Origin of the sequence: Brevundimonas sp. NPDC007368 (assembly GCF_042869015.1) — a bacterium.
In the GTDB taxonomy this organism is placed as follows: Bacteria; Pseudomonadota; Alphaproteobacteria; order Caulobacterales; family Caulobacteraceae; genus Brevundimonas.
This window is the reverse complement of sequence record NZ_JBIAFA010000002.1, coordinates 338787-365001: the sequence shown is the minus strand read 5'-3', so window position 1 is coordinate 365001 and position 26215 is coordinate 338787. Positions and strand designations below refer to the sequence as shown.

Annotated in this window: 21 protein-coding genes; 6 read left to right on the top strand and 15 right to left on the bottom strand. The window is 66.6% G+C overall.

The genetic code is table 11. The features are described from left to right. Positions 1–59: 59 nt before the first annotated feature. Positions 60–527 carry a hypothetical protein gene (locus tag ACFYLW_RS05445; RefSeq protein WP_312062792.1) on the bottom strand — a complete coding sequence of 156 codons (468 nt, stop codon included), beginning with the start codon at positions 525–527 and terminating at the stop codon, positions 60–62. Continuing rightward, positions 502–1365: a D-alanyl-D-alanine carboxypeptidase family protein gene (locus tag ACFYLW_RS05440; protein ID WP_292082746.1), complete on the bottom strand. Its 864-nt coding sequence runs from the start codon at positions 1363–1365 to the stop codon at positions 502–504. The genes ACFYLW_RS05445 and ACFYLW_RS05440 overlap by 26 nt, the downstream gene beginning before the upstream one ends. Positions 1366–1477: 112 nt before the next feature. Here ACFYLW_RS05440 and ACFYLW_RS05435 point away from each other — a divergent pair, with 112 nt between their 5' ends. Continuing rightward, complete coding sequence (locus ACFYLW_RS05435) at positions 1478–2842, top strand: MFS transporter (RefSeq protein WP_312062789.1); 1365 nt, start codon at positions 1478–1480, stop codon at positions 2840–2842. After that, entirely contained in the window at positions 2843–3637 is a 795-nt protein-coding gene (gene mazG / locus ACFYLW_RS05430) for a nucleoside triphosphate pyrophosphohydrolase (RefSeq protein WP_312062787.1), read from the top strand. Here the strand turns inward: mazG and ACFYLW_RS05425 are convergent. From ACFYLW_RS05425 to dusB, 7 genes are all read right to left on the bottom strand, one after another. Beyond that, on the bottom strand, positions 3628–5256 hold the full coding sequence (locus ACFYLW_RS05425; RefSeq protein ID WP_312062785.1) for a Na+/H+ antiporter: 1629 nt from the start codon (positions 5254–5256) through the stop codon (positions 3628–3630). The genes mazG and ACFYLW_RS05425 overlap by 10 nt on opposite strands. A 4-nt stretch (positions 5257–5260) precedes the next feature. Next, on the bottom strand, positions 5261–6574 hold the full coding sequence (gene hflX, locus ACFYLW_RS05420; RefSeq protein WP_312062783.1) for a GTPase HflX: 1314 nt from the start codon (positions 6572–6574) through the stop codon (positions 5261–5263). Beyond that, positions 6575–6820: an RNA chaperone Hfq gene (gene hfq, locus ACFYLW_RS05415; protein WP_105563529.1), complete on the bottom strand. Its 246-nt coding sequence runs from the start codon at positions 6818–6820 to the stop codon at positions 6575–6577. It abuts the gene before it with no gap. A 107-nt stretch (positions 6821–6927) separates the two neighbouring features. After that, positions 6928–7788 carry a D-amino-acid transaminase gene (locus ACFYLW_RS05410; protein ID WP_292082739.1) on the bottom strand — a complete coding sequence of 287 codons (861 nt, stop codon included), beginning with the start codon at positions 7786–7788 and terminating at the stop codon, positions 6928–6930. Then, positions 7788–9197, bottom strand: a complete 1410-nt coding sequence (locus tag ACFYLW_RS05405) for a sigma-54 dependent transcriptional regulator (protein WP_292082738.1) — start codon at positions 9195–9197, stop codon at positions 7788–7790. The genes ACFYLW_RS05410 and ACFYLW_RS05405 overlap by 1 nt, the downstream gene beginning before the upstream one ends. A gap of 10 nt (positions 9198–9207) precedes the next feature. Further along, entirely contained in the window at positions 9208–11460 is a 2253-nt protein-coding gene (locus tag ACFYLW_RS05400) for an ATP-binding protein (protein ID WP_390182915.1), read from the bottom strand. Beyond that, positions 11460–12512: a tRNA dihydrouridine synthase DusB gene (dusB, locus tag ACFYLW_RS05395; RefSeq protein ID WP_312062779.1), complete on the bottom strand. Its 1053-nt coding sequence runs from the start codon at positions 12510–12512 to the stop codon at positions 11460–11462. Before dusB ends, ACFYLW_RS05400 begins: the two co-directional genes overlap by 1 nt. 65 nt (positions 12513–12577) lie before the next feature. On the opposite strand from dusB, the gene ACFYLW_RS05390 reads away from it, so the two are divergent. Next, a complete protein-coding gene (locus ACFYLW_RS05390; protein WP_312062778.1) occupies positions 12578–13714 on the top strand; it encodes a bifunctional 2-C-methyl-D-erythritol 4-phosphate cytidylyltransferase/2-C-methyl-D-erythritol 2,4-cyclodiphosphate synthase in 1137 nt (378 codons plus the stop codon). Here ACFYLW_RS05390 and ACFYLW_RS05385 read toward each other — a convergent pair. Beyond that, positions 13711–15012 carry a diguanylate cyclase domain-containing protein gene (locus ACFYLW_RS05385; RefSeq protein WP_312062776.1) on the bottom strand — a complete coding sequence of 434 codons (1302 nt, stop codon included), beginning with the start codon at positions 15010–15012 and terminating at the stop codon, positions 13711–13713. The genes ACFYLW_RS05390 and ACFYLW_RS05385 overlap by 4 nt on opposite strands. Positions 15013–15299: 287 nt before the next feature. On the opposite strand from ACFYLW_RS05385, the gene ACFYLW_RS05380 reads away from it, so the two are divergent. Continuing rightward, positions 15300–16130: a YihY/virulence factor BrkB family protein gene (locus tag ACFYLW_RS05380; protein WP_390182931.1), complete on the top strand. Its 831-nt coding sequence runs from the start codon at positions 15300–15302 to the stop codon at positions 16128–16130. On the opposite strand, the gene ACFYLW_RS05375 is transcribed toward ACFYLW_RS05380, so the two are convergent. After that, a complete protein-coding gene (locus tag ACFYLW_RS05375) occupies positions 16096–16293 on the bottom strand; it encodes a sulfurtransferase TusA family protein (RefSeq protein WP_390182913.1) in 198 nt (65 codons plus the stop codon). The genes ACFYLW_RS05380 and ACFYLW_RS05375 overlap by 35 nt on opposite strands. A 38-nt stretch (positions 16294–16331) precedes the next feature. Beyond that, positions 16332–16826, bottom strand: coding sequence for a CinA family protein (locus ACFYLW_RS05370; RefSeq protein ID WP_312062773.1), 495 nt, complete (start codon positions 16824–16826; stop codon positions 16332–16334). A gap of 83 nt (positions 16827–16909) precedes the next feature. On the opposite strand from ACFYLW_RS05370, the gene ACFYLW_RS05365 reads away from it, so the two are divergent. After that, a complete protein-coding gene (locus tag ACFYLW_RS05365; protein ID WP_312062771.1) occupies positions 16910–19186 on the top strand; it encodes a fused MFS/spermidine synthase in 2277 nt (758 codons plus the stop codon). Here ACFYLW_RS05365 and mfd read toward each other — a convergent pair. Further along, on the bottom strand, positions 19183–22620 hold the full coding sequence (mfd, locus tag ACFYLW_RS05360; RefSeq protein WP_312062770.1) for a transcription-repair coupling factor: 3438 nt from the start codon (positions 22618–22620) through the stop codon (positions 19183–19185). The two genes, ACFYLW_RS05365 and mfd, sit on opposite strands and share 4 nt — an antisense overlap. Before the next feature lie 11 nt (positions 22621–22631). Beyond that, complete coding sequence (locus ACFYLW_RS05355) at positions 22632–22946, bottom strand: succinate dehydrogenase assembly factor 2 (RefSeq protein ID WP_292082726.1); 315 nt, start codon at positions 22944–22946, stop codon at positions 22632–22634. Between the two features lie 83 nt (positions 22947–23029). Here ACFYLW_RS05355 and recG point away from each other — a divergent pair, with 83 nt between their 5' ends. Further along, on the top strand, positions 23030–25120 hold the full coding sequence (recG, locus tag ACFYLW_RS05350) for an ATP-dependent DNA helicase RecG (protein ID WP_312062768.1): 2091 nt from the start codon (positions 23030–23032) through the stop codon (positions 25118–25120). Here the strand turns inward: recG and ACFYLW_RS05345 are convergent. Further along, entirely contained in the window at positions 25117–26214 is a 1098-nt protein-coding gene (locus ACFYLW_RS05345) for a DUF3089 domain-containing protein (RefSeq protein ID WP_312062821.1), read from the bottom strand. The two genes, recG and ACFYLW_RS05345, sit on opposite strands and share 4 nt — an antisense overlap. Position 26215 lies beyond the last annotated feature (1 nt).

Genomic DNA, 26215 nt, shown 5'->3' with positions numbered 1-26215 from the left:
AAAGCAACTGCATCAGTTCCTGATTTAGCGAGATGTTGCAGCGCCGCAAGTCCCGATCGTCAAATTTCCATGCGCCGGGCCAAGGGGCAGACGCGGTCGTAGAAAGCCTGACTGGCCGGCGCCCGCCCCCCTCGCGACAGGATGAAGCGGTGCTCCACCACCATGGCCTGCTGCTCGATGTTCAGACCGCTCCAGTCGCACAGATCGTCCAGCGGGTAGGCGTAGGCGGCAGGTCCGTCCCCCGCCCTGAGCTTGTTCAGCAGCAGGTTCAGCCCGTTCTGAGCCTGCCATACATGGACAAGTTCGTGGATAAAGACCGCCTGGGTCCGCAGCGGCGCGCGCGACAGGTCGGGCTCCAGCGTCTTCTTGGGCCAGACGATCCAGTCGCGCCCGAACCAAAGCCCCGGCACGAAGGCCCGATCAAAGGGCCAGGGCGAACCCAGGAAACGAATGTCGTTCAGCCGCAGCGCCGCGCCAAAAACCTCGCGCGCCAGCGCCGCCTCACCGTCCGCCAGCGGCCGTATCATTGCCTGTCCATTCCCAATGCCAAGGCTCGAACACATAGGGCGTGAAACCGAAACGGGCGGCGTTGGCCACCAGCCAGCGATAGGCCGGCCCCTGGGCCATGTGGCGGCGGCTCATGGGATCGGTCGAATCCACGCCCATGCCGGCGACATGGCCGACATGAATGTCGATCGCGGTTCCCGTGCGATGTGGCGAACAGGCGGCGCGGCGCACGCCATCGCAATTGCCCTGCGCGGCGCAACGGGCGGCGTCCGCTTCCGGATCGCGGAAACCTGAGAAGATCTGCATCAGCTCCGGATCAGCGGCGATAGCCGGAACCTCGGCGCGGGCGGCGGCCGCCATGCGGCGATAGGCGTCCAGCACGTCGCGGCGCAGCAGCCGGGTCATGCGCTGTGCGTGTTCTTCGGCGGGATCAAGATAGGCCAGCATGATATTCGGCGGCGGCTCAGGACATTCTCCCCTCACCCGCGCCATGACGAAGGGGCGGCGCTCCTGCCACAGGCCGCGGAACACCTGAAAGGTCGCCTGGTCGAACTGCCCCGTCACCATCAGGCCATAGCGCGCCTGAAACCCCGCCAAGGCCTCGGCGAAGGCCGGCGACGCGGGATCGCACGGCGTGCCGATCTCGCGCTGGATCAGGGGCGTATAGGTTTCCCAGCCCCATTCCGCTGATCCGAACGGCGACCATTCCAGGGTATAGAGCGAAATCCCGTTGGCCTGGGCTGCGCCGTCCCATGCATTGGTCGGCCGGTCGCAGATCTGGGCGTCGGCCTTGGCTGCACCTGCCCCGCCGAGAACCGCGAAGAAGGCCGCCGCTAGGATCGCAATTCGCACTGACATGACGTTAGCAGGCCTCAGGTCGCGCTCGACTGCAAGGCCGTCTTCGCCTGTTCGCGGAAAACCGGCATGGTGAAGCTGCGGCCGACTCAAGGCCGCTCATCCCGGACGCCCGATGTCATCTGTCTCCGCTGCTGACGCCCCACGTCGTTCCAACGCCGTTCTGGCCGCTTTTTCCGGTCCCTGCCTGCCGCTGGCGGCCTTTGGCGTGGCCCTGCCCGTCACGCTGCCGGAGTTCTACGCCACCCATGTCGGCATGGAGATGGGCATGGTCGCCGCCGTCTTCATGGCGGTGCGGGTGATCGACATCCTGTTCGACCCCTTCATCGGCTGGGGCATGGACAAGACCAAGACGGCTTTCGGCCGCTATCGCCCGTGGATGGCGGTCTCGACGCCGATCCTGATGCTGTCGGCGCTGATGATGTTCGTCCTGGTCCAGCCCGGCGCGGGCCCCGCCTATCTGTTCGCCTGGCTGCTGGTGCTCTACCTCGGCTTCTCGATCGGTACGCTGAGCCAGCTTGGCTGGGCGGCGGTTCTGGCACCCCAATATGACCAGCGCAGCCGCGTCTATGGCTGGTGGCAGGTGTTCAACATCATCGGCGTCATCCTGATCCTGATCCTGCCGACCGTGGTGGTTAAGACGGGCATCGGGAACTACGCCGACGGCGTGCGGATCATGGGCTGGGCCATCCTGATCGCCCTGCCCGTCACCATCGGCCTGGCCATGATCGCCGTGCCGGAACCGGTCAACGCCGGCGCGCCGCCGCATGGCGGGCCAGGGGCTTATTTGGCCCTGTTCAAGATGAAGACGGTGCGCAAGCTGCTGATCGCCGACCTGCTTCTGGGCATTGCGCCGGGCATCACCGGCTCGCTGCTGTTCTTCTTCTTCGGTCAGATCAAGGGCTACGACCACACCCAAGCGTCGCTCTTCATGCTGATCTACTTCATGGCCGGTCTGGTTGGCGCGCCAATCTGGGCCTGGCTGGCGACCAAGATCGGCAAGGACAAGGCCTTGGCCGCCGCCAGCCTGATCTTCGCGGTCTTCTATGTCGGCGCGACCCTGGTTCCCGGCGGCAACTTCGCCCTGACGGCGACCGCCATGTTCATCGCTGGTCTGCCCTATGCGGCGGGTCTGTTCCTGCTGCGCGCCATGATGGCCGACGCCGGCGACGAGGTGCGACTGGAAACGGGCGTGGACCGCACCGGCCTGATGTTCTCCATCCTGTCGGCGACGACCAAGCTGGGCCACGTCTTCGCCCTGCTACCCTACGCCCTGCTGCCCCTGGTGGGGTTCAAGGCACTACCCGGGCCCGAGGGCAACAGCGAGTTCTCGCTGCTGATCCTGCAAGTCCTGTTCATCGCCGTGCCCGGCCTGCTATTGGCCGCAACCGCATGGGTGTTGAAGGGCTACCCCCTGACGCCCCAGCGGCATGATGAAATCCGCGAGGCGCTTGCGCTGCGCGACGCCGGGACCGCCTGAATGACCCACTCCGTCGACCGCCTGAAAGAGATCATGGTTCGCTTGCGCGATCCGAACGGCGGTTGCCCCTGGGACGTCGAGCAGACCTTCGCGACCATCGCCCCCTATACGATCGAGGAGGCCTACGAGGTCGCCGACGCCATCGAGCGCGCCGACATGGAGGAGTTGAAGGTCGAACTGGGCGACCTGCTGTTCCAGGTCGTCTTCCACGCCCGCATGGCCGAGGAAGCCGGACATTTCGCCTTCGACGACGTGGCCGAGGCCATGGCCGACAAGCTGGTCCGTCGCCACCCGCACGTCTTCGGCGAGGAGGCCGCCAAGCCCGACGGCTCGGCCCAGAAGGCGCGGTGGGAGGACATCAAGGCCGCCGAGCGCAAGGCCAAGGAACAACACGGCGTTCTGGACGATGTACCCGTCGGCCTGCCCGCCCTCACTCGCGCCGCCAAGCTGACCAAGCGGGCAGGCCGCGTCGGCTTCGACTGGCCATCGACCGACGAGGTCTTCGACAAGCTGGCCGAAGAGGTCGAGGAGTTGCGCGTCGAGATCGCCGCCGGCGACAAGGACAAGGCGCGCGAGGAACTGGGCGACCTGTTGTTCGTCGTCGCCAACCTGGCCCGCAAGCTGGAACTGGAGCCCGAGGACGCCCTGCGCGCCGCCAACGCCAAGTTCGTCCGTCGTTTCGGCTTCATCGAGGCAGAACTGGCCAAGGACGGCCGTACGCCGGAACAGTCCGACCTGGCAGAGATGGACGCGCTTTGGGACGCCGCCAAGGCGGCTGAGAAGCCTCAGACGTAGCGCAGTTCCTGCAGGTCGACCTCGCGGATCAGCTTTCTTGCGGTCTCTTCGTCGACCAGTCGCATCCGGCCCAGCCGCACCAGTTCGGCGCGCTCGGCGGCCAGACCGGCCAATCGCAGCTGGCGCTCAATCTCGTCCGCCCTGCGCGTCAGCATCACATCGTCGCCCTCGGCATGGGTCCGTGTCTCGATGCGATAGCGATAGACTTCCATCAACCGGGCTGCTGTCTCGGCGTAGAGATCAGGATTGCTCTTGCCCTCGGCCATGGCGTGCTGGGTATCCTCGATAGCCCGCATGGCGGCCGAGGCGGCGGCGACGCGCGAGCGGTCTTCTTCTTCCAGGTGCGACGGCTCCGGCGGGAGTTCGACACCCTTGAGCAGGCGCGGCAGGGCGACGGTCGCAAGGACGAGGGAGACAATGATCACGCCCGCCGCCAGAAAGATCGCCAGATTGCGCGCCGGCATGGGCGAGCCGTCGCCCAGCACGAAGGGTAGGGTCAGGATGCCCGCCAGGGTGATCGCGCCACGCACCCCCGCCAGGGACATAACCGCCACCAAGCGCCAGCCGACCTTGGGGGGGGCGTTCTTGCCGCGCTTGCGGAACAGGGTCAGCTTCAGCGAAGTCCACACCCAGACGAAGCGCAGGGCCGCCAGCGCCGCCACGATGGCGAAGACATAGACCGCCAGCCACCAGATTTCCTTGTGCTGGGTCGACTGGATGACCTCGGCCGCGCGCGCCATGATCGACGGCATCTGCTCGCCCAGGATGACGAAGATCAGGCCGTTGGCGACGAACTGCACCGTGTCCCAGACGACGGCGCGACGGATCCGGGTCGCCGCCATGGCCGAGCCCTGTCGCTCGGTGAAGCTCATGGTCACGCCGGCGGCGACCGCCGCCAGAATGCCCGAGGCGTGGACGGCTTCGGCCGCCAGGTAGGCGGCGAAAGGCATCAGCAGGCTGATCAGGATTTGACCGCCGACGTCCTCGCCCCAACGACGGCTGATCCAGCCCTTGATCAGGCCGATCGCCAGGGTGACCGCGACGCCTACGGCAATGCCCGCCACCGCCAGCCAGGCGAAGGTTCCGACCGCGCTGGCCAAGGAAAAAGCTCCGGTCGTGGCCGCAATGACGGCGATCCGCATGCAGGTCAGACCCGTCGCATCGTTCAGCAGCGACTCGCCCTCCAGGATATGCATCAGCCGCTTCGGAATCGGCGCGCGCGCCGCGATCGCCGAAACGGCGATGGGATCGGTCGGCGACAGGATGGCCGCCAGGGCAAAGGCCACAGCCAGCGGCATGGCCGGGATCATCCAGTGGATCAGAAAGCCCAGCCCCACCACGGTGAAGACCACCAGGCCCAGCGCCAGCTCCAGGATCACCGCCCGATCCCGACGCAGCGCCTCCTTCGGGATGCGCCATCCGTCCACGAACAACAAGGGTGGCAGGAACAGCAAGAAGAAGATGTCCGGTTTCAGATCGACAGCTTCGCCGGTGATCAGGACGACCGCCGCCCCCAGGCCGATCTGCACCAACGGCAGGGCGATCCGCGTGATCCGCGCCACCCAGCCTGACAGCACCACGGCCAGCAACAGGAACAGGATGGTCTCGATCAGGTGCATGGGCTCAGTCGATAATGTCCGGGTAGAGGCGTTCCAGCCGCCCGAGCGCCGCCGGGTGCAGGCGCACGACCAGATGAGTCCGCCCCTGCTCGTCGGTGTCGCGGAAGGTGACGCGACCATTCTCATAGAGCCAGGCCAGGGCCTCGCCCTGCTGCGGCTCCAGCGTCAGGCGGGTCTCGGGATCATCGTCAATCAAGCCCGCGATGGCGTCGCGTAGAGCGTCGATGCCCTCCCCGGTCCAGGCCGAGACGGCGACCGCCTTGCCCTCGCGCGCCAGACGTTCGGCCTGCCCCAGCACTGCTTCGCGCACGTCGGCGTCCAGCAGGTCGATCTTGTTCCAGACCTCGAGGATGCGGCGTGTCTTGCCCTCCGGCGTGGGGATTTGCTCCAGCACGGCCTCGACGTCCTTGGCCTGGGCGTCGCTGTCGGGCGAGGCGATGTCGCGGACGTGCAGGATCAGGTCGGCTTCACCCACCTCTTCCAACGTGGCGCGGAAGCTCTCGACCAGCTCGTGCGGCAGGTCGGAGATGAAGCCCACGGTATCGGCAATGATGGCCGGCCGCCCCTGCGGCAGCCGAATGGTGCGCTGGGTGGTGTCGAGGGTGGCGAACAGCAGGTCCTTGGCGAAGACCTCGGAGCCGGTAAGCCGGTTAAACAGGGTGGATTTGCCTGCGTTGGTGTAGCCGACGAGAGCCACCGACGGGAAAGGCACCTTCTTGCGCGCCTTGCGGTGCAGACCGCGCGTGCGGCGCACTTCTTCCAGCTCGGCCTTCAGCCTCACGATCCGGTCGGCGATCAGGCGCCGGTCCAGCTCGATCTGGGTTTCCCCCGGACCGCCGGTCGAGCCGGTGCCGCCGCGCTGGCGCTCGAGGTGGGTCCAGGTACGGACCAGGCGCGAGCGTTCGTAATCCAGCCGCGCCAGTTCGACCTGCAGCCGACCTTCCTTCGTCCGCGCACGGCGTCCGAAGATTTCCAGGATCAGGCCGGTGCGGTCGATGACCTTCACCTCCCACGCCTTTTCAAGATTGCGCTGCTGCACAGGGGACAGGTCGTCGTCGACGACGACGGCCTCGGCGTCGGCGGCGCGGACCAGGGCGGCCAGTTCCTCGACCTTACCGGACCCGAACAGGGTCGCGGGCGCGGTCGAGCGCAGACGCACGATCTCTTCGGCGCGCACGTCCAAGTCCAGCGCGCGGGCCAGGCCCGCGGCTTCCTCAAGGCGTTCGGAAGCCAGTCGCGGGCTGTCCGAGCGGCGGTCGGGGTGGATGACGACCGCCCGGATCAGCGGAACGGCGTGGTCGATAAGCTTGGAGGTCAATCAGTCTTCTTCGGCGTCGGGCTCGTACATCTGCACGGGCGCGGACGGCATGATGGTCGAGATGGCGTGCTTGTAGACGAGCTGCGACTGGCCATCGCGACGCAGCAGCACACAGAAGTTGTCGAACCAGGTCACAATGCCCTGCAGCTTGACGCCGTTCACCAGGAAGATGGTCAGCGGGGTCTTGGTCTTGCGAACGCTGTTGAGGAAGGTGTCCTGAAGGTTCTGGCGTTTGTCTTGCGACATGGCAGGTTGGTCCTGTTCTTGGTTCTTTTTCGCCGGCCAAGGCGGCCGGTGCGGACTCATCGGCCCGCACACAACCTTAAACGCGCCTTCGCAGTCGCGGCAACGCCCTAAATAGCCTCGCGACGCGCCTGTTCAAGATAGACCTCGCGCAGACGGGTCGCGACCGGGCCCGGCTTGCCGTCCGCGATCTTCGATCCGTCCAGCGAGATGATCGGCATGACGAAGGAGCTAGCGGCGGTGACGAAAATCTCCTTGGCCCGCTTAGCCTCGTCCACGCTGAACGGCCGCTCGTCCAGCTCAATGCCCTCGGCCTCGGCCAGCTTCAGTATGGCCGTGCGGGTGATGCCGCGCAGGATGTTGGCCTGGGTGTCACGAGTGCGCAGCTTGCCGTTCTCGTCGACGATCCAGGCGTTGGTGGACGAGCCTTCAGTCACCAGCCCCATGTCATCGACCATCAGGCACTCATAGGCGCCCTTCTCGCGCGCAGCCTGCTTGGCCAGGACGTTGGGCAGCAGACCCACGGTCTTGATGTCGCAACGGCCCCAGCGGATATCAGGCATGGTCACGCCCGCCGCGCCCTTGGCGGCCAGGGCTTCGCCCTTGGCCAGATCGATGGTCTTGGACGTGACGATGACGCTGGGCGGTGTGTCCTTCGGGAAGCCGTGATCGCGTGGCGAAGTCCCACGGGTGACCTGAATATAGACGATGCCGTTACGCACCCGGTTGCGCCGGATGGTTTCCTTGAGCACTCGTTCCAGGGCTTGGGCGGTCATCGGGATCGGGATGCGGAGTTCGGTCAGGCTGCGGGCCAGCCGCGTCATGTGACCTTCGAAGTCGGCCAGCTTGCCATCGAACACCGACCAGACCTCATAGACGCCGTCGGCGAACTGGAAGCCGCGATCCTCGATGTGAACCGTGGCGCCGTTGTGGGCCTGATAGGTTCCGTTGACGTAGGCGATCCTGGACATCAGGCGCCCTCTCCTTCTTCGTCTTCGCCGCCGCGAGCGGGCGAAACGCCCAGCGACTTCAGTTTGCGGTGCAGTGCGGATCTTTCCATGCCGATGAAGGCGGCAGTGCGCGAGATATTTCCGCCGAAACGCATGATTTGCGCGGCCAGATAGTCCCGCTCGAACACTTCGCGCGCCTCACGTAGCGGCAAGGCGATGATGCGGTCGGCGCCCAGCGAGGACGCGCCGCCGGACGACGCCACTTCCTGGGGCAGCATGTCGGCCGTGATCGGCTCGTCCGGATCGCCCGTCGCCAGGATCAGGAGGCGCTCGACGTTGTTGCGCAGTTGGCGGACGTTGCCCGGCCAAGGATGGACCTGAAGCACGGCAAGCGCATCGTCGGCGATCCGGCGATGCGGCAGCCCCTGCGAGGCCGACAGGTTGTCGACGAAATATTCGATCAGCTCGCCGATGTCCTCACGACGCTCGGACAGCGGGGGCACGCGGATCGGCACGACGTTCAGGCGGTGGAACAGATCCTCGCGGAACCGACCCTCGGCGATCTCGACCTTCAGATCGCGCGCGGTCGAGGTGACCACGCGGACGTCCACCTGCACGTCCTGCTCCCCGCCGACACGACGGAACCGCTGCTCGACCAACACGCGCAGGATACGGCTCTGGCTCTCACGTGGCATGTCGCCGACGTCGTCCAGATAGAGTGTGCCGTTGTGGGCGCGCTCGAACACGCCGATCTTGCGCGGACGGCCGTCGCCGCCCTCTTCGCCGAACAGTTCCACGTCCAGCCGTTCCGGGGTCATGCCGGCGGCCGAGATGGCGACGAACTCGGACTTGGCGCGGGGGCTGCCGTCATGGATCTGACGCGCCACGAGCTCCTTGCCCGAGCCGGGCGGGCCCGAAATCAGGACGCGGCTGTTGGCCGGCGCCACCTTGGCGATGGTGCCGCGCAGCAGTTGCGCCGCCGCCGATTTCCCAATCAGGCCAGTGGGCGCCATCGTCTGCGCCCGCAGACGGCGATTCTCACGCTTCAGAGCGGCGGCTTCCAGCGCGCGCTCGATTACGACCACCAGGCGATCCGATTTGAACGGCTTTTCGATGAAGTCATAGGCGCCGCGCTTCAAGGCGCTGACGGCGGTTTCGATGTTGCCGTGGCCTGAGATCATGACGACCGGCAGGTCCTCATCCAGCTCCTTGACGACATCCAGCAGCTCCAGCCCGTCCAGACCGCCGCCCTGCATCCAGATATCGAGCACGGCCAACGACGGCTTGCGCGCCCGGATCGCGGCCAGGGCCTCATCAGAGTTGGCGGCCGTCCGGACCGAATGGCCCTCGTCCTCCAGCAAGCCTGAGACCAGTTCGCGGATGTCCGCCTCGTCGTCCACGACCAGAATGTCGGCACCGGTAATGCGCATGACGCCTCTCTTACTCCGCCGCCCGCGCCGTGCCGGGGGCACGTTGGGCAGCCTTGCTGTCTTGGGTCAGGGGGAAGATCAGGCACACGCGTGCGCCCGATAAAGTCTCGGCGTCTGCCAGCTTCAGCTCACCGCCGTGGTCTTCACAGATGCGTTTGACGATGGCCAGGCCCAGGCCCGTGCCCTTCTCGCGCGTCGTAACATAGGGCTCGGTCAGGCGATCACGATCCTTGGCCGGCAGACCGACGCCGTCGTCCTCGATCACGAAGGTGGCGATCCCGCCCTCGACCGTCAGGCGGGCGATGATGCCGGTTGCTTCCGTTGGAGCCGTATCGCGCATCCGCCGCGCGGAAACGGCCTCGCCGGCATTCTTGAGGATGTTGGCCAGGGCTTGACCGACCATGCGCCCGTCGCATTGCAAGATGGCGTCCGGCAGGGGTTCGATCAGTTCAACAACGATATCCGCCGCCGCCACACGCTGAGCGAATACCGCCTCGCGCAGCTTTTCTGCGGGGTTCTCGCGCGTGAAGCGCGGGGCCGGCATCCGGGCGAAGGACGAGAACTCGTCCACCATGCGGCCGATGTCGCCGACCTGTCGGATGATGGTCTCGGTGCAACGGTCAAACACCTCGACATCGTCGCTGACCTGCGAACGGTATTTGCGACGCAGACGTTCGGCCGACAGCTGGATCGGCGTCAGGGGATTCTTGATCTCGTGGGCGATGCGACGGGCAACGTCGCGCCAGGCGGCGTTGCGCTGAGCCGTGACCAGCCGTGTGATGTCGTCGAAGGTCAGGACCATCTCGCCACCCTGCCCGCCTTCGATACGGACGCGCAGACGACGGGCTTCACCGGCGCGGCTGACGTCGATGTCCTCTTCAATGTGGGCCTCGGCGCGTTCGGAAAGTTCAGCCAGTTCAGGCGCGACCTCGGCCAGCAATCGCCCCTGCACATCCGCCTCGTCGATGGCCAGAAGTTGGCTGGCGCTGTCGTTGATGGCCGAGATGCGGCCCATGCGGTCCAGACCGATCACTCCGGCGCTGACGCCCGACAAGACCGTCTCGATGAAACGACTGCGGCCTTGGGCGTCGTCGCTGGCGGTCTTCAGCGCCGCCTGCTGGGTCATGATGTCGCCGGTCATCCGATTGAAGGCCTCGGACAGGACGATCAGGTCTGACGGCGCCCCCGTATTGTCGACCCGCGCGCTCAGGTCGCCGCCCGCCACCTGGTCCGCCGCCTTCACCAGACGGCCGATGGGAGCCGAAATCGAACTGGCCGCAGACATGGCCAGCCAGACCGCGCCGACCAGAACCAGCAGGGCGGTCTCCAAATAGCTCAGCGCGAAGGCCGCTTGAATCCGCGCCCGACTTTCCTCGGCGGCGCGATAGGCGGCGATGGATTCCTCGCCATTGCGCATCCGCTGGATCAGACCCGGCGCCAGGGGCCGGACGACATAGAGGTAGGCGTGACCATAGTCAGGCAGCGGATACAGCGCTCGCACCATGTCCGGGTTTTCAGTCACGGTCGTCGGCGCCACTTCGCCGGCCGCCACAGTCTCAAACGCTTCCTGCGGAGGGGCAACATAGGGCGGCGCGTCGGGCTGCTCGCCGCTGGCCAGCACCTCTCCGTCGCTGCTCAGAATATAGAGAGCCGGATAACCGAAGAAGTCGCCGATCTGGGCCAGAGCGCGTGAAAATTGAATGCGGTTGTCGAACAGGCTTCGCACCCCGCCCAATTCCGTCGACATGGTCTCAAGATCGACCTCCAGCCCCGCGCCGACATCGGCGACGTAGGCCCGGCCGATTTCGGCGCCGTTCTCTACCGCCGAACGGACGTTGGTGCTGAACCACTGGTCCACGCCGCGGTTGACCAGGACACCGAACACCAGCGCGATCAGGACCGCCGGAACGACGGCGACCAATGAAAACAGGGTGACAAATCGCAAATGCAGCCGGGAGCCAGGGTCGTTGCGGTTCCTGGTCAGACGCAGCACCCGCCCGCCGATCACTGCGGCCAGACCGCCGATTAAGACCAGGTTGGCCAGCAGGATGAACAGGACGAACTGACTTGCCGCTGTTCGTGCATCGCCGCCGGCTGTCGCGCCTGGCGCGATGGCAACCAGCCAAATCGCCGCGGCGGCGATCAAGGAGGCGACAGCGTAGGCAGAGACGAACAAGGCCCGGGCGCGACCGCTAGCCAAACGCCCCCAGAGCGAACGCTCGGGGTCGTGACCTTCAGTCTGCGCGGCAGGCAACTCCGTCATCACCTTGCAGCTTCAACCAACTGTGGCCGATTTTCAACACTAGAGTTGCTGAATTGATCCACCGCAACCGACCAAAGCTGGGAAAGCGCTTTCTCAACCTCACCGGGCGTCTCCAGCCGACAGAGGCGCGCCTTGGCGGCGCGTCGCTCCAACGGTTCCTCCGGCCAGGGCGCCTGTTCGATATACCAGCCCAGATGCTTGCGGAACATCTTCAGGCCAAGCGGGAGGCCGTAGAATGCCGCTGAAGCCCGCAGGTGCTCGATGACGATGGCCAGACGCTCTTCACGACCAGGTTCCTGAAGTCGGGCTCCATCCGCCAGCGCGCGTTCCAGATGGGCCGCGAGCCAGGGCCGACCATAGACCCCTCGTCCCAGCATCAGGCCGTCGGCGCCGGACTGAGCGAGGGCCTCTCGCGCCTGTTCGGCGGTTATGATGTCGCCGTTGACGATGACTGGAATGCCCACCGACCGCTTGACCTCGGCCACCGCGTCCCAGTCCGCGGCGCCGGTATAGAATTGCTTGCGGGTGCGCCCATGCACCGTGACGGCGGCAACACCGAGATCCTCGGCGCGCCGCGCCAGATCGGCCGCGTTATGGCTGTTCTCGTCCCAGCCCAGACGCATCTTGACTGTGACCGGGCGACTGACGGCCGCGACAACGGCCCCCATGATCGCCGCCGCCCGTTCGGGGGTGCGCATCAGCGCCGAACCGCAGGCCGCGCCGGTCACTTCCTTGGCCGGGCAGCCGAAATTCAGGTCGATGATGTCCGCGCCGGCCTTTTCGGCCATGCGCGCGCCCTCAGCCATGGCGGCGGGATCTCCGCCGACCAACTGGATCACCGTCAGCGGCAGTCCGCCGCCGACAGCCGCACGTCGCACCACGTCGGGCCGCCCGCGCGCCAGTTCCGCCGAGGCGACCATTTCAGTCGCGACGTAGGTCGCGCCGAGCTTGGAGGCGAGCACGCGGAATGGCAGGTCAGTGATCCCCGTCATGGGGGCCATCAGCACCCGGCCGGCGATCCGCACGTCTCCGATTTGCAATCCTGTGCTCATATGGCCCTTACCGCCAACTGTTGCCCCTCTCGTCAAGCGGAACTGGGGCGCTTAGAAGGCCGGACATGGGATTTGCAGCAATCGTTGTGGCGGCCGGTTCCGGCTCGAGAGCCGGCGGAGACAAGCAATGGCGGAGCGTCGGCGCCAAGCCGATGGTCCGCTGGTCGGTTGAGACCTTGTTGAAGGCAGGGGCCGATCCAGTTCTCGTCGTCGTCGCGCCAGGCGCCGAATCTCGATTGAACGAGGCGCTGGACGGGCTGTCAGGATGGACCGCAGTCATCGGCGGCGCCACGCGGGCAGAATCAGCCTGCGCTGGCCTGACCGCTCTGGCCGCCAAGGACGACACGCCGGTCATGATCCACGACGCAGCCCGACCGTTCCTGACCTCCGAGGTGATCAAACGCCTGCTGGCGGCGCTGAATGACGCCGACGGGGCCCTGCCCGCCCTTCCCGTGGCCGACAGTCTGCGTCGCGGCGTGGACGGCCTGGTTGTCGGCGGCGTCGAGCGCGAAAGTCTCTGGCGCGCCCAGACGCCCCAAGCCTTCCGCCTCAAGACCATCCGCGACGCCTACGCCGCCTGGACCAATGCCGCCGCCCCCACGGACGAAGCCGCCGTGGTCGAGCGCATCGGCGGCCGGGTGCGCCTGGTCGAGGGCGACGCTCGCTTGATGAAACTGACCTATCCCGAGGATTTCGCCATGGCCGAGGCCCTGTCGCCCAAGACCTTCCGCATCGGCCAGGGCTATGATGTGCATCGCTGGGGGCCGGGAACCTCGGTCTGGCTGTGCGGAGTCGAAATTCCTCACGACCAGACCCTGATTGGGCATTCCGACGCCGATGCAGGCCTGCACGCCCTGACCGACGCGATCCTCGGTGCTATCGCCGACGGCGACATCGGCGACCATTTTCCGCCCAGCGATCCGCAATGGAAAGGCGCCTCGTCGGACCGCTTCCTGGTTTATGCAGCTGAACGCGTGAGCGCGCGCGGCGGCCGGATCGTGAATGTCGATGTGACCCTGATCTGCGAGCAGCCCAAGGTGAAACCGCATCGCCTGGCCATGCGCGAACGCCTCGCCGAGTTGCTTCAGATTCCGCTCGACGCGGTCAGCGTCAAGGCGACGACGAGCGAGGGCCTCGGCTTCACTGGTCGCGGCGAAGGCCTCGCCGCCCAGGCCGTGGCCTCGGTGGAACTGCCCGCCTAGCTCCTGGACATATCCGCCGACGCCCGCTCAAGCACGGCCGCAGGCGTTTCTCCGTTGCGCATTTCCGCCACCCCGACTTCAAACTCGACCACGAAGGGCGAACGATCCTTGCCCGCGTCGAAAGCGGTGCAGGCGATCACGGCAGAGATTCGTTCGGCCGCCATGCGTGCAGCGGCCGCGCTCGTGGCGGGGAGGACCAGAGCGAACAGTTCGGGTCCCAGTCGCGCCGCAGTATCCTCTACGCGCACAAGTCGCGACACCATGGCGCCGATCTGGGGCATGGCGCGATCCAGCCAGCCGCCTTCGCGCGCCTGAACGACAGGGTCACGTTCGGCTACTCGCAGAACGCAGACTGACAGCGCGCGATTGCGTGATCGCGCGCCCTCGGCGAGACGCGCCAGATGGGAGGCGAACAAATCGCGCGTGAACAGGCCGGTGGCCGCGTCCGTCAGGTCCGAGCCCCGAACTGAATCGAGGGCGCGCCGGATGGCCTGACGACGGCGATGGTTGCGAGCCAGAGCCAGAACCCGCTCGGCCGTCTCGTCCTCCGGCGTTTCAGCCGCGGCCACATCGGCGAAGCCTCTGCGGAACAGATCCGCCAGTTCGACCTCGGCCGCACCACGCAAATAGAGCACCAGCGGAATATGATAGAGGCGCGTATTCCGCTTCATGCCGGACGCGATCGACAAGGCCGGCGCATGATCCTGATCACCCCAAAGCACGGCGGCGTCAAACGCCCGCTCATGCAGGTAGTCGAAAGCGGTGTAGGGCGTCGGCGCGGCGATAACCTCGGCGCCGGCGGCCGACAGGGCGTTGGACATGGCTAGGAAGCGACGGTCGGCCGCTCCCGCCGTCAGAATTTGCAGGGGCGTATCGCCGAGATCGGGCGCCTGCAGGGTCACCCCGTGAGCCGCGAATGTCTGCTGCCGCAGCTTGAACTCCTCTTCGGCGATGCCGGCGCGCGTCAACTGATCGAGCCGCAAGGCGGCCTGCGCCGGATGCGGCGCCGAAGACATGGCAAGATCGGCGTCGCCTTGGCCTGACTCGTCATCGATCATGAGGATGGGCAGGTAGCGCGGCGCGGCGGCCTCACGAAGCCGGGCCAGCGCGGCGCCGCCCTCCATTCCGCGCGCGTCAATTACGGCCGCATCGACCGCCATATCCTTCAATACCAGAACGGCGGCGTCCAGCGTCCGCGCCGTCATCGTGGGCCATCCCAATTGGTCCAGACCCTCGCAAAGCGGGCCGATCAGGTCGTCATCGAAAGCGACAACCAGTACGCGCGGATCGGAATCCAAAAGTCTCTCCTTGAGGCCCGGTCGGTTCGCCCCCGACGCCGATGCTCCGAGCCGTGGCGATGATACCGACGCCTCCCCCTGTCTAGCAATGGGGCCGGCGCCGACCTCAGGTTACAATTTAAACCGCGCTGACAGAGGGTTTCGCCATTGGCCGAATGAGGTTAATCGGTCGCTTTGACGGATGCCGAGGTCCAGGCTTGAACCAACAACACCGATTGACGGCCCTGCCCCTTTTCTGGGGCAAGCTGGCGGTTCGCTCCTTCACCCGGAGTTGGGGGCGCGACGTCATGCTCTACACGGGCGGCGTATCCTTCTTCGCCCTGCTGGCCGTCTTCCCCGCCATCGCCATCCTGATCGGCTTCTACAAGGTTGTCCTCTCCATTGGTCAGGTCAGCGAGCAAGCGGCGGCACTGGCCGATGTCGTCCCGCACGCGGCGCGCTCCATCTTCCTGAACGAGATCGACCGCCTGGCGAACGCCTCGGCCCGCACTGTATCGGCGCAAAGCGCTCTCGCCCTGATCATCGGCGCATACGCCGCGCACCGCGGTTTCAAGGCCTTGCTGGCGGGTTTGAACCTGATCCACGACGAGACCGAGCCGCACGGCTTCTTCAAGTTCAACATGCTGGCCTTCCTGGTCGCGCTGGCCGCCTTCGTCCTGTTCACCGTGGTGTCTGGCGCAGTCGTGACATCTCGGCTGATGGAGCACACCCACGCCCAGGACCCCGTCGGTCTTCTGGTGCTGCCGCTGGACGGCCTTTGGCCCTCGCTCGGCCTGTGGCTCGGCCTGACCATGCTTTACCGTTACGCCATGTCCCACGCCGCGCGCGTGGCGTGGAAGGCGGCGATCATGGGGGGTCTGATCGCCACGGTCATGTCGACCTTCTTCTCATGGCTTTGCGCCATCTATGTCGAGCAGATCGCCCAGCTCGGCGCCACCTATGGCTCGGTAGGTGCGGTGGTTGTGCTGCTGATCTGGCTATCATGGAACGTCAACGCCATCTTCTACGGCGGGGCCTTCGCCACCGAACTGGAGATCGCGTGGAAAACGCCGGAGCCGGAAGTTGAGGCTGACAGCTCGGTCGTCAATCTGTCGGAACGCCGCCAGTCTCGACAGTGATGCGCAGCACGCCGTCCTGCTCCTCGACCCCACAGACCTTCCCGCCCAGATCCCCCATCAGATAGGGTACGTCGATCCGCGCCATCGGGTCCGTCGCCAGCAAGGTCAGCCGCGCGCCCGGCGCCGCCCCCTCCATCGCCCTGCGTAAACGCAAGCTCGGCACGGGGCAACGATGCCCGCGCGCATCCACCACAAGCCCCGTCACGCGGTCACCGCCCTCAGCAACATGGCCAGGGCGACGCGCACGCTTTCCAGTCGCACCGCCTCCCTCCCGATATCGCCGAACCAGCGTTCGTCATGAACAACGACGCCGTCGCGTCCGACGGCCGCGAAATGCACCAGTCCGACGGGCTTTTCGATTGAGCCTCCGCCAGGCCCCGCCACCCCGGTGATGGACACCGACGCCGAGGCCCGCGATCTCTGAACCGCCCCCTGCGCCATCGCCCGCGCGACGGGGTCCGACACGGCGCCGAAACGCTCCAGAAGTTCGCCGTCCACTCCGAGAAGCTCGACCTTGGCCTCGTTGCTATAGGTGACGAAGCCGCAATCCAGCACGGCCGACGACCCCGCGATGGCCGTGATCGCGCCCGACACCAGACCGCCGGTACAGCTTTCCGCCGTCGCCACCATGACCCCGGACTTAAGCCCGGCTTCGATCACGGCTCCAGCCGCAGCCTGAATATCATCGGGGAACATGGCTATGCGCTCCGTCTGCGAGTCGGTCTAAGGCTGCCGTCAGGGAGCGGGTCAGTCGACCCGCAACAGCCAGCGGATCGCGAATGACCGATTCCACCATGACGACGGCCCTCCGCAAGGGCGCAGCGATAACACCCGTCTTGTTCGCCGTCGCCATCTTCACCTCGGCGTCTCTCGTTTTTATCGTCCAGCCGATGGTGGCCAAGCTGGTCCTGCCGATGCTGGGTGGATCGCCATCGGTGTGGAACACCTCCATGGTCTTCTTCCAGACCGCGTTGCTGGCCGGATACGGCTATGCGCATCTGCTGCAGCGCGTTCGATCATTGAAATGGCAGGCGGTCGTTCATCTCGGCCTTCTGGCGGCGGCGGCGCTGTTTCTGCCCTTACAGATCAGCGGCCTGTTGGGTGAACCTGATCCTGCGGCTCCGAATGCCTGGCTGCTGGCGACGCTGGCCTTGTCGGTCGGCGCGCCGTTCGCGATCCTGTCAGCCACGGCGCCGCTCCTTCAGGCCTGGTACGCCCGTGTGCGCGCCGACCACGCCGATGGTCAGAACCCCTACGTCCTCTATGCCGCCTCCAACCTCGGCAGCTTTCTGGCCCTGCTCGCCTACCCGGCCGTGATCGAACCGCTGATGTCCCTGTCTGGCCAAAGAGTCGGCTGGACCGGCGGTTACGGGCTTTTCGTCATTCTGGTGGTCGGCCTGGCGGTCGTGGTCTGGCGCCGTCGCGCGCAGGACGCACCTGAGCCCGCGCCTCTGGCCGTCAGCGCGCCCATTCCCTGGCGCGAGAAGGGCGTGCTGGTCCTGCTGGCTGCGGCGCCGTCCAGCCTGATGCTCGGCGTCACCGCCCACCTGTCGACGGATGTGGCCTCAGCGCCCTTCCTCTGGGTCGCGCCCCTGGCCCTCTACCTGCTGACCTTCGTCATAGCCTTCCAGACCCGGCCGTGGATCAGCCTGCCGACGACCCTGGTCCTTCAGGCCGCACTCGGCGCCGTCGTGGTCAGTCTGGTGGGCATGAACACCGGTCAGTGGCTGTTGCTGCTTCTGGCCCACCTGACCGCCTTCTTCTTCACCGCCCTGATGTGTCATCAGCGGCTGGCCGCGCGACGTCCCGCGCCGGATCGACTGACCGAGTTCTATCTTCTGCTGTCGCTGGGCGGCGTGGTCGGCGGAGCGTTCAACGCCTTGCTCGCCCCGGTCATCTTCAACGGCGTCTGGGAGTATCCTCTGGTCATGGTGCTGGTCGGTCTAGCGAGACCGTGGGGCGATGGCGCCCTGTCGCGCCGCGATATCCTCCTTCTGCTCATCGGTATCGGCGTCGCCGTCGCGCCGCCGATCATCCTTGAGATCATGCGCTACAACCCCGACTTCCGCGCCCTGCTCAGCGACCAGGCCCGATTGCAGATGGTTCAGGTCATTCTGGGCGGGGCGGCGATCTGCGCCTTTCTGGTCCGCGACCGTGCGATCCTGTTCACCATCATCATCGCCGCCGTCACCCTGTCGGCCCACCACGTCGGTCGCGGCTACGACTGGAACCTGACGGAACGCAGCTTCTTCGGCGTGATGCGGGTGGCCGTCACGCGCGACGACAGCATGGGCGGGGACCTCCATGTCCTAATGCACGGCACTACCCTGCACGGCGCCCAGGCCCGCGCGCCCGGCTTCGCCTGCAGCCCCACCATGTATTACGCCACCGCGACACCCCTGGGTCAGGCGGCGCAGCGGATCCAGCAGCGTACCCCGGCGGCCAAGATCGGCGTCGTGGGCCAAGGCTCAGGCGCCATGGCCGCCTACAAGCGCGCCGAGGACGAGCTGACCTTCTTTGAGATCGACCCGATGGTGGACCGCGTGTCGCGTGACCCGTCCTGGTTCACCTATATCTCGAATTGCGCTGACGGTCCGATCCGCACCGTTCTGGGCGACGCGCGCCTGACCCTGGCCAAGGAGGCTCCGGGCACCTACGACCTGCTGGTCATCGACGCCTTCTCGTCGGACGCCGTGCCGACCCATCTGCTGACCGTCGAGGCTATTCAGGGCTATCTGAAGCTGCTGAAGCCCGACGGCGTGGTCGTGCTGCACCTGTCAAACCGCAACCTTGAAATCACCATGCCGGCTGTCGCCGCCGCTCGTCAGCTGGGCGCCGCCGACCTGCATCAGATCTACATCGAACAGCCGAATGCCCCCGAAATGGCCGAGGCCTCGACCGAGGCCCTGGCCATCTCGCCGACCGCCGAAGGCCTGGCAGACTTCAAGGGCGACGGCCGCTGGCGCAAGCTGGCCCCGACCGAGGTGCGCCCCTGGACCGACGACTACGTCAACCTGTTCGGCGCCCTGATCCGGCAGATGAAGGGGCGGGGTTAAGCCGCCCCCGCCACCCGCGCCAGATCGGCAGTGATCCGCTCGGCGACCTTCAGACGGTCGTCGGGCGTGGGCCATTCGCCCTTCACCACGATCTTCTGATCCGGCCTGATCTTCCAGAAGGCCTGGTTCTTCTGGATCAGACCGACCAGTCCCATCGGATTGGGGAAGCTGTTGTTGCGCAGGGTCAGAACCGCGCCCTTGGGCCCGATGTCGATCTTCTCGATGCAGGCCGTGCGGCAGTTGGCCTTGATGCCGACGATCCGCAGAAGCTGCTGCGCCTCGTCCGGCAGCGGGCCGAAGCGGTCGATCAATTCAGCAGCCATGGCCTCGCGATCCTCCATCTTCTCGGCGTCCGACAGGCGACGATAGAGGCTGAGACGAACGTTCAGGTCTGGGACATAAGCTTCTGGAATCAGGACCGCCGCCCCGACATTGATCGACGGCGACCAGCCGCGGTCGGCTACGCCCTCGCCCGCCTCGCGCAGTTCGGCGACCGCGTCCTCCAGCATCTGCTGATACAGCTCGACCCCGACCTCGCGGATATGGCCCGACTGTTCGTCGCCCAGCAGATTGCCGCCTCCGCGTTGATCCAGGTCGTGGCTGGCCAGTTGGAAGCCGGCGCCTAGGTTGTCCAGCGACTGCAGCACCTGCAGACGCCGCTCCGCCGACAGGCTCAGCGGCCGCTTGGGATCGGTCGTAAGATAGGCGAAGGCCCGTGCCTTGGAGCGACCGATGCGGCCCCGGATCTGGTGCAACTGGGCCAGACCGAACATGTCGGCGCGATGGACGATCAGGGTGTTGGCCGTCGGAATGTCGATGCCGCTCTCGACGATAGTGGTCGAAACCAGCACGTCGTACTGCCCGTCGTAGAAGGCGCTCATCACCTCCTCCAGTTGTGTCGGGCTCATCTGGCCGTGGCCGACGACGAACTTCACCTCGGGCACCTGCTCGCGCAGGAACTTCTCGATGTCCGGCAGTTCCTTCAGGCGCGGCGCGACGTAATAGGCCTGACCGCCGCGATACTTCTCGCGCAGCAAGGCCTCGCGCACCAGCACCGGGTCCCACGGGGTGACATAGGTCCGCACCGCCAGACGATCGACCGGCGGCGTGGCGATGATCGACATCTCGCGGATGCCAGACAGGGCCATCTGCAGGGTGCGCGGAATAGGCGTGGCGGTCAGGGTCAGCAGGTGAACATCGGCCCGCAGGGACTTAAGCTTCTCCTTGTGCTTGACGCCGAAGTGCTGCTCCTCGTCAACAATCACCAGGCCCAGGTCCTTGAACCCGACCTGTTCGGCCAGCACTGCATGGGTGCCGACGACGATCTCGAAGGTTCCGTCCTTCAGGCCCGTGCGCGTCTCGTTGGCGTCCTTGGCCGTGACCATGCGCGACAGGTGACGCACCGTGATCGGCCAGCCGGCGAAGCGCTCGCTGAAGGTCTTGAAGTGCTGACGCGCCAGCAGGGTCGTCGGGCAGACGATGGCCACCTGCTGACCGCTCATGGCGACGACGAAGGCGGCGCGCAGGGCCACTTCCGTCTTGCCGAAGCCGACGTCGCCGCAGATCAGGCGATCCATCGGCGTGCCCTTGCCCAGATCTTCCAGCACGTCGCCGATGGCGTTCAACTGATCGTCCGTCTCCTCGTAGGGGAAGCGGGCGCAGAACTCGTCGAACAGACCTGACGGCGGCACGATGGCGTCGGACACCCGCAGCGCCCGCTTGGCGGCCAGGGCGATCAGACCCTCGGCCATGGCGCGCAGGCGTTCCTTGGCCTTGGCCTTGCGGCCCTGCCAGCCGGCCCCGCCCAGACGATCCAGTTGAACCCCGTCGGCGTCCGTGCCGTATCGGGTCAGAAGATCAATATTTTCAACCGGTAGATAGAGTTTGCTGTCACCGGCGTAGAGCAGTTCCAGGCAGTCGTGCGGCGCCTCCTGGATCTCCAGCGTCTTCAGGCCCTCATAGCGCCCGATGCCGTGATCCAGGTGAACGACCAGATCACCCGCCGTCAGAGCCGAGGCCTCGGCCAGGAAGTTGGAGGCCCGCCGCTTGCGCTTGGGCCGCGCCAGGCGGTCGCCCAGGATGTCGGTCTCGGAAATGACCGCGACCTCGTCGGTGACGAAGCCGTGCTCGACCGGCAGGACGGCGCGCAGATAGATGTCCTTCGGCGCCGCCAGAACATCGTCCCAGTCGCGCACCGGCAGGACGTGGGTTAGGCCGTGATCGCCCAGCATGGCCGCCAGACGCTCGGCCGAGCCCTCGGTCCAGGAGGCGAACAGGACGCGCTTACCCTGCCCTTTCAGCGTCTCCGCGTGCTGAGCCACCGCGGCGAACAGATTGATGCTGTCCTGCGAGCGCTCCGCGGCAAAGCTGCGGCCCAGACGCCCACCGGCGTCCTCGCCCGATCCCGCCGCCAGCGGCGAAAGGCGTCGCACGGCCCGCCCGGCCAGGGCGCTGTTCCAGTCGCCTTCGTCCAGATAGAGGCTCTGCGGCGCGGGCGCGCGATAGGCTGCGCCTCCCTTGCCCTTGGCGGCCTCCTTGCGCGCCTCATAGGCGTCGCTCGTCAGACTCCAGCGCTCGGCGCGGGCCTGCTCGACCTGACTGTCGAGGAAGACCGGCGCGCTGTCCGGCAGGAAGTCGAACAGGGTATCGAGGCGGTCGTAGAAGAGCGGCAGCCAGTGCTCCAGCCCCTGACGGCGCGCGCCCTCGCTGACGGCGGCGTACATGGGCTCGTCGCCCGGCGCGCCGAACAGATTCAGATAGCCGCTGCGGAACCGCGAGATGCTCTCGGCGTCCAGCAGCACCTCCGACACCGGCAGCAGGGCGACCTGCTTCAATTGTTTGGTCGAGCGCTGGGTTTCGGGATCGAAGGCGCGGATGGATTCCAGTTCGCTGCCGAACAGGTCCAGACGCACCGGCTCATCAAAGCCCGGCGGGAAGACGTCGATGACGCCGCCGCGAATGGCGTATTCACCACGCTCCGACACAGTCGAGGCGCGCACATAGCCGTTGGCCGAGACGTAGCGTTCCAGTGCTGTGGTATCCAGATCGCGCCCGACCTTGGCCTCGAAACCGGCGCCGGTGACGGCCTGACGCGGCGGCGTGCGCTGGGTCACGGCTGCGACGGTGGCGACGACCAGCACAGGCTTGACGTCCGACGGATCGCGCTGGGCCAGTCGGGTCAGGGTCGCCATGCGCTGGGCCGCAACCGAGGCTGTGGGGCTCAGACGGTCGTAAGGCAGGCAATCCCACGCCGGATATTCAAGAACTTCAATATCCTTGGCGAAGAAGCCGAGGGTCTGGGTGAAATTACCCGCGCGCTGATAATCTCGCGCCACCAGCAGGCCGACGCCGCCCTGGGCCTTCAGCCGCTCGGCGACGACCAGCGCATCCAGCCCCTCGGGCGCGCCGCCCAGTTCGACGTCACGCCGCGCCATCGCCTCACTCATCAACCGATACCCTTGGCCACTTCCGCCGCAACGTGTTCGCGCATGAAGGCCCGGATGCGCGCCAGCATCGGCCCGTCGAACTCGGGCGGGGTCGGCTCCTTCTCGATGATCCAGGCGTAAAGGTACTGGTCCTCCTCGTTCAGGAGGTGCTCCAGTTCGTCCAGTTCGGCGTCGCTTAGCGTCGGCCCGATCTGGTCCGTGAACGGCCCCAGCACCATGTCGGCCTCGCGGAAGCCGCGTCGCCAGGCGCGGTAGGAAATCCGGCCGAGTCGTTGTTTCCGAGCGTCCTCTGGACGTGCATCAATATCGGCCACGCGGTTCCTTGCCCGGTCCGTTCATGTGAAGAGTTGGATCAGATAGCGTTCCCGTTCCGTTTTCGCCAGCTATGCTGAGGCTAATGCGGCCCGAGATTCTCTTTCCCCTGTTCGCGGATGCCTCCACCCTGAAGGGCGTGGGGCCCAGAAGCGCGCCCCTGGTGCACAAGCTGGCGGGTCCGCTGGTGCGCGACGTCCTGTTCCTGTCGCCGTCAGGGATCATCCAGCGCCGCCGCACGACCGCCGCCGCCGCCGTCGAGGGCGAGATCGGCGTCTTCGAGGTTTTGATCGACCGGCTGATCCCGCCGCACAAGATCGGCGCGCCGCTGAAGATGCGGGCGTCGGATGAGACCGGCTTCGTTCATCTGATCTGGTTCGCCGGATCGCCGCGCCATATCGAAAGCCTGGCCCCGCGCGGCGAGCGGCGGCTGGTCACGGGCAAGGTCGAGCGCTTCAACAACGAGGTTCAGATCGCGCACCCCGACTACATCCTGCCGCTCGAAAAGGTGGACGAGATTCCCCTGTCCGAGCCCATCTATCCGGCCACCCAAGGCCTGACCTCCCGCGTGGTGCGCAAGCTGGCGCAGGGCGCGCTGGCGTTGGCTCCAGAGTTGGCCGAGTGGCAGGATGCCGCCTGGCTGTCGGCGCGGCGCTGGCCCGGCTGGCGCGCCGCGCTGGAGACCCTGCACGCCCCGACGACGGAACTGGACCTGACGCCCGAGGCCCCGGCCCGTCAGCGCCTGGCCTATGACGAGCTGTTCGCCCACCAGCTGGCTTTGGCGCGCCGTCGCCGCACGCGACAGATCACCCCAGCGGCGCGCATCGAGCCCGGCGAGGCCTCGCGACGGATGCTGGCCGCCCTGCCCTTCACCCTGACCGGGGCCCAGGCCCGCGCTCTTGAAGAAATACGCGCCGATTTGGCCGCGGGCGAGCAGATGGGGCGGCTGCTGCAAGGCGACGTGGGCTCCGGCAAGACCGCCGTCGCGGCCCTGGCTCTGGCCGACGCAGCGTCCAGCGGCTTCCAATCCGCCCTTATGGCCCCCACCGAAATCCTGGCCCGCCAGCACTATCAGCGACTGGCCCCGATGCTGGAGGAAGCCGGCGTCTCGACCATCCTGCTGACCGGCCGCGACACGCAGAGCGAGCGACGTCAGCGGTTGGCGGCTCTGGCCTCCGGCGAGGCCCAGGTCGCCATCGGCACCCACGCCCTGTTCCAGGACGCGGTCCAGTTCCACCGCCTGGCCCTGGCCGTCATCGACGAGCAGCACCGTTTCGGCGTCAATGAGCGCCAGCGGCTTCAGGCCAAGGGTGATCCGGCTATTGGCGGGGTCCACCTGCTGACCATGTCGGCCACGCCCATCCCGCGCACACTGGAACTGACCCAGTACGGCGAACTGGAAGTCAGTCGCCTGATGGAGAAGCCCCCGGGCCGCACGCCCGTCGCCACCGCCGTCCTGCCTCTGGTCCGTATCGGCGAGGTGGCCAAACGGCTGAAGGCGGCGGTCGACAGCGGGGCGCAAGCCTACTGGATCTGCCCTCTGGTGGCTGAATCCGAAGCCATCGATCTGGCCGCCGCCGAGGAACGCGCCAATGATCTGCGCCGCATCCTGCAGGTCGAGGTCGGCCTGGCCCACGGCCAGATGCCGGGCGCCGAGCGCGAAGCCGTCATGGCCGAGTTCGCCGAGGGCCGCATCCCGCTGCTGGTCGCCACCACGGTCGTCGAGGTGGGTGTTGACGTGCCCAACGCCTCCATCATGGTCATCGAACACGCCGACCGCTTCGGCCTGGCCCAACTGCACCAACTTCGCGGCCGCGTCGGACGCGGGGCCAAGTCCAGTTCCTGCATCCTGCTATACGGCGGTCAGGACGGTGCGCTGGGCGAGACCGCGCGCGAACGTTTGGAGACCCTGCGTCGCACCGAGGATGGGTTCGAGATCGCCGAAGAAGATTTCCGCCTGCGCGGCGGCGGCGACCCGCTTGGCCTGAAGCAGAGCGGCTTCCCGGCCTATCGCTTCGCTGACCCGATCAAGCACCGAGCGCTGATGCTGGCCGCCTCCGACGACGCCCGCCTGATCCTGAGCCGCGACCCCGAACTGACCAGTCCGCGCGGCGAGGCCATACGGGTGCTCGAGGCCCTGTTCGACTGGCGTGCGGACCGATCGGGAGCCGACTAGGAAGTCTGCCGGGTGTTCCAGGCAGCCAGCCGCGCCAGGGCGTCCGCTTCAATGTCCGCATAAAACAGGTTGTAGGGTCGCGCCTTGCGACGGTCAGCCCAACCGCTGAACTCACGGAAGGATTCCGATTTCAGCACCGTGTGACGCAACAGGCCGTCGCGGCATTGGGTGGCGATCTGACGGTCGATAAAGGCAGGGCGAAGCCCCCACTCCAGCCCTGTGGCGTTGGCGGCGCCCAGGTGACGGCGCTCTGGAACCGCCGCGTCGTCGTCGCTACCGGATACCGGGTTCACGCAAAGAGCGGGGCGATCGCCCAATTCAACCAATTGGCCGCGGTCATCCCAGATCAAGGCGCGTCGCAGCCTGCGCTTTGCAGCCCCTTCGTCGCCCTCGCCGACCTGCGACCAACCCACGACGCACCCCGTCTGATCCCGGGCGTGACAGGCGGTGATCGGCGTCGTCTGATTCACAGCGACAATGGCGTCCATCAGATAGACCGCGACCAGCCTCTGGCGCAGACTCGGGTCAACCGCCACGCGCTCCTTCACCAGACGCGCGATCAGGTCAGCCCCCTGCTCGACCCCTGCCAGGATGATGGGCCCGGTCAGATGCTCCGCAAGCCATTGATCGAACGCCTGTTCGACGTCGCCATAGGCGAAGGCGCGCGCTTCACGGGCATCCTCGCGAAGCGTCAACCGCGTGTATAGGCTGGCCTGCCGGTATCGTGGCGCACTGATGGCGCCGGCTCTGGCGAAGGGACCGGCATAGTTGGGAATCACAACCCGCTTCAGATAGGCGTCGGCTTTGCGGTCGCCGATCGGACCGTTCCAGCCAGCCCCCCCGTTGTAGGTGGTCGAATGGACGAAGAAGATGGCGGCGTTTTCCGCGCTCGGAGCCCGGGCGTCCAGCAGGGCCCAGGCTGCGGACTGACGATAGTCAGGCGGGGGCGGCGGCTCATAGGTCTGGAACGGAACCTGAGGATCCAACCCCGCCTTGAGTATATCGCCGCGCCAGACCATGACAGCGGCCACCAGAATGAAGACGAGCGCAAAGCCCGTATAGCCGACCCATTGGCGCAAGGTCAGGCTGGGCATC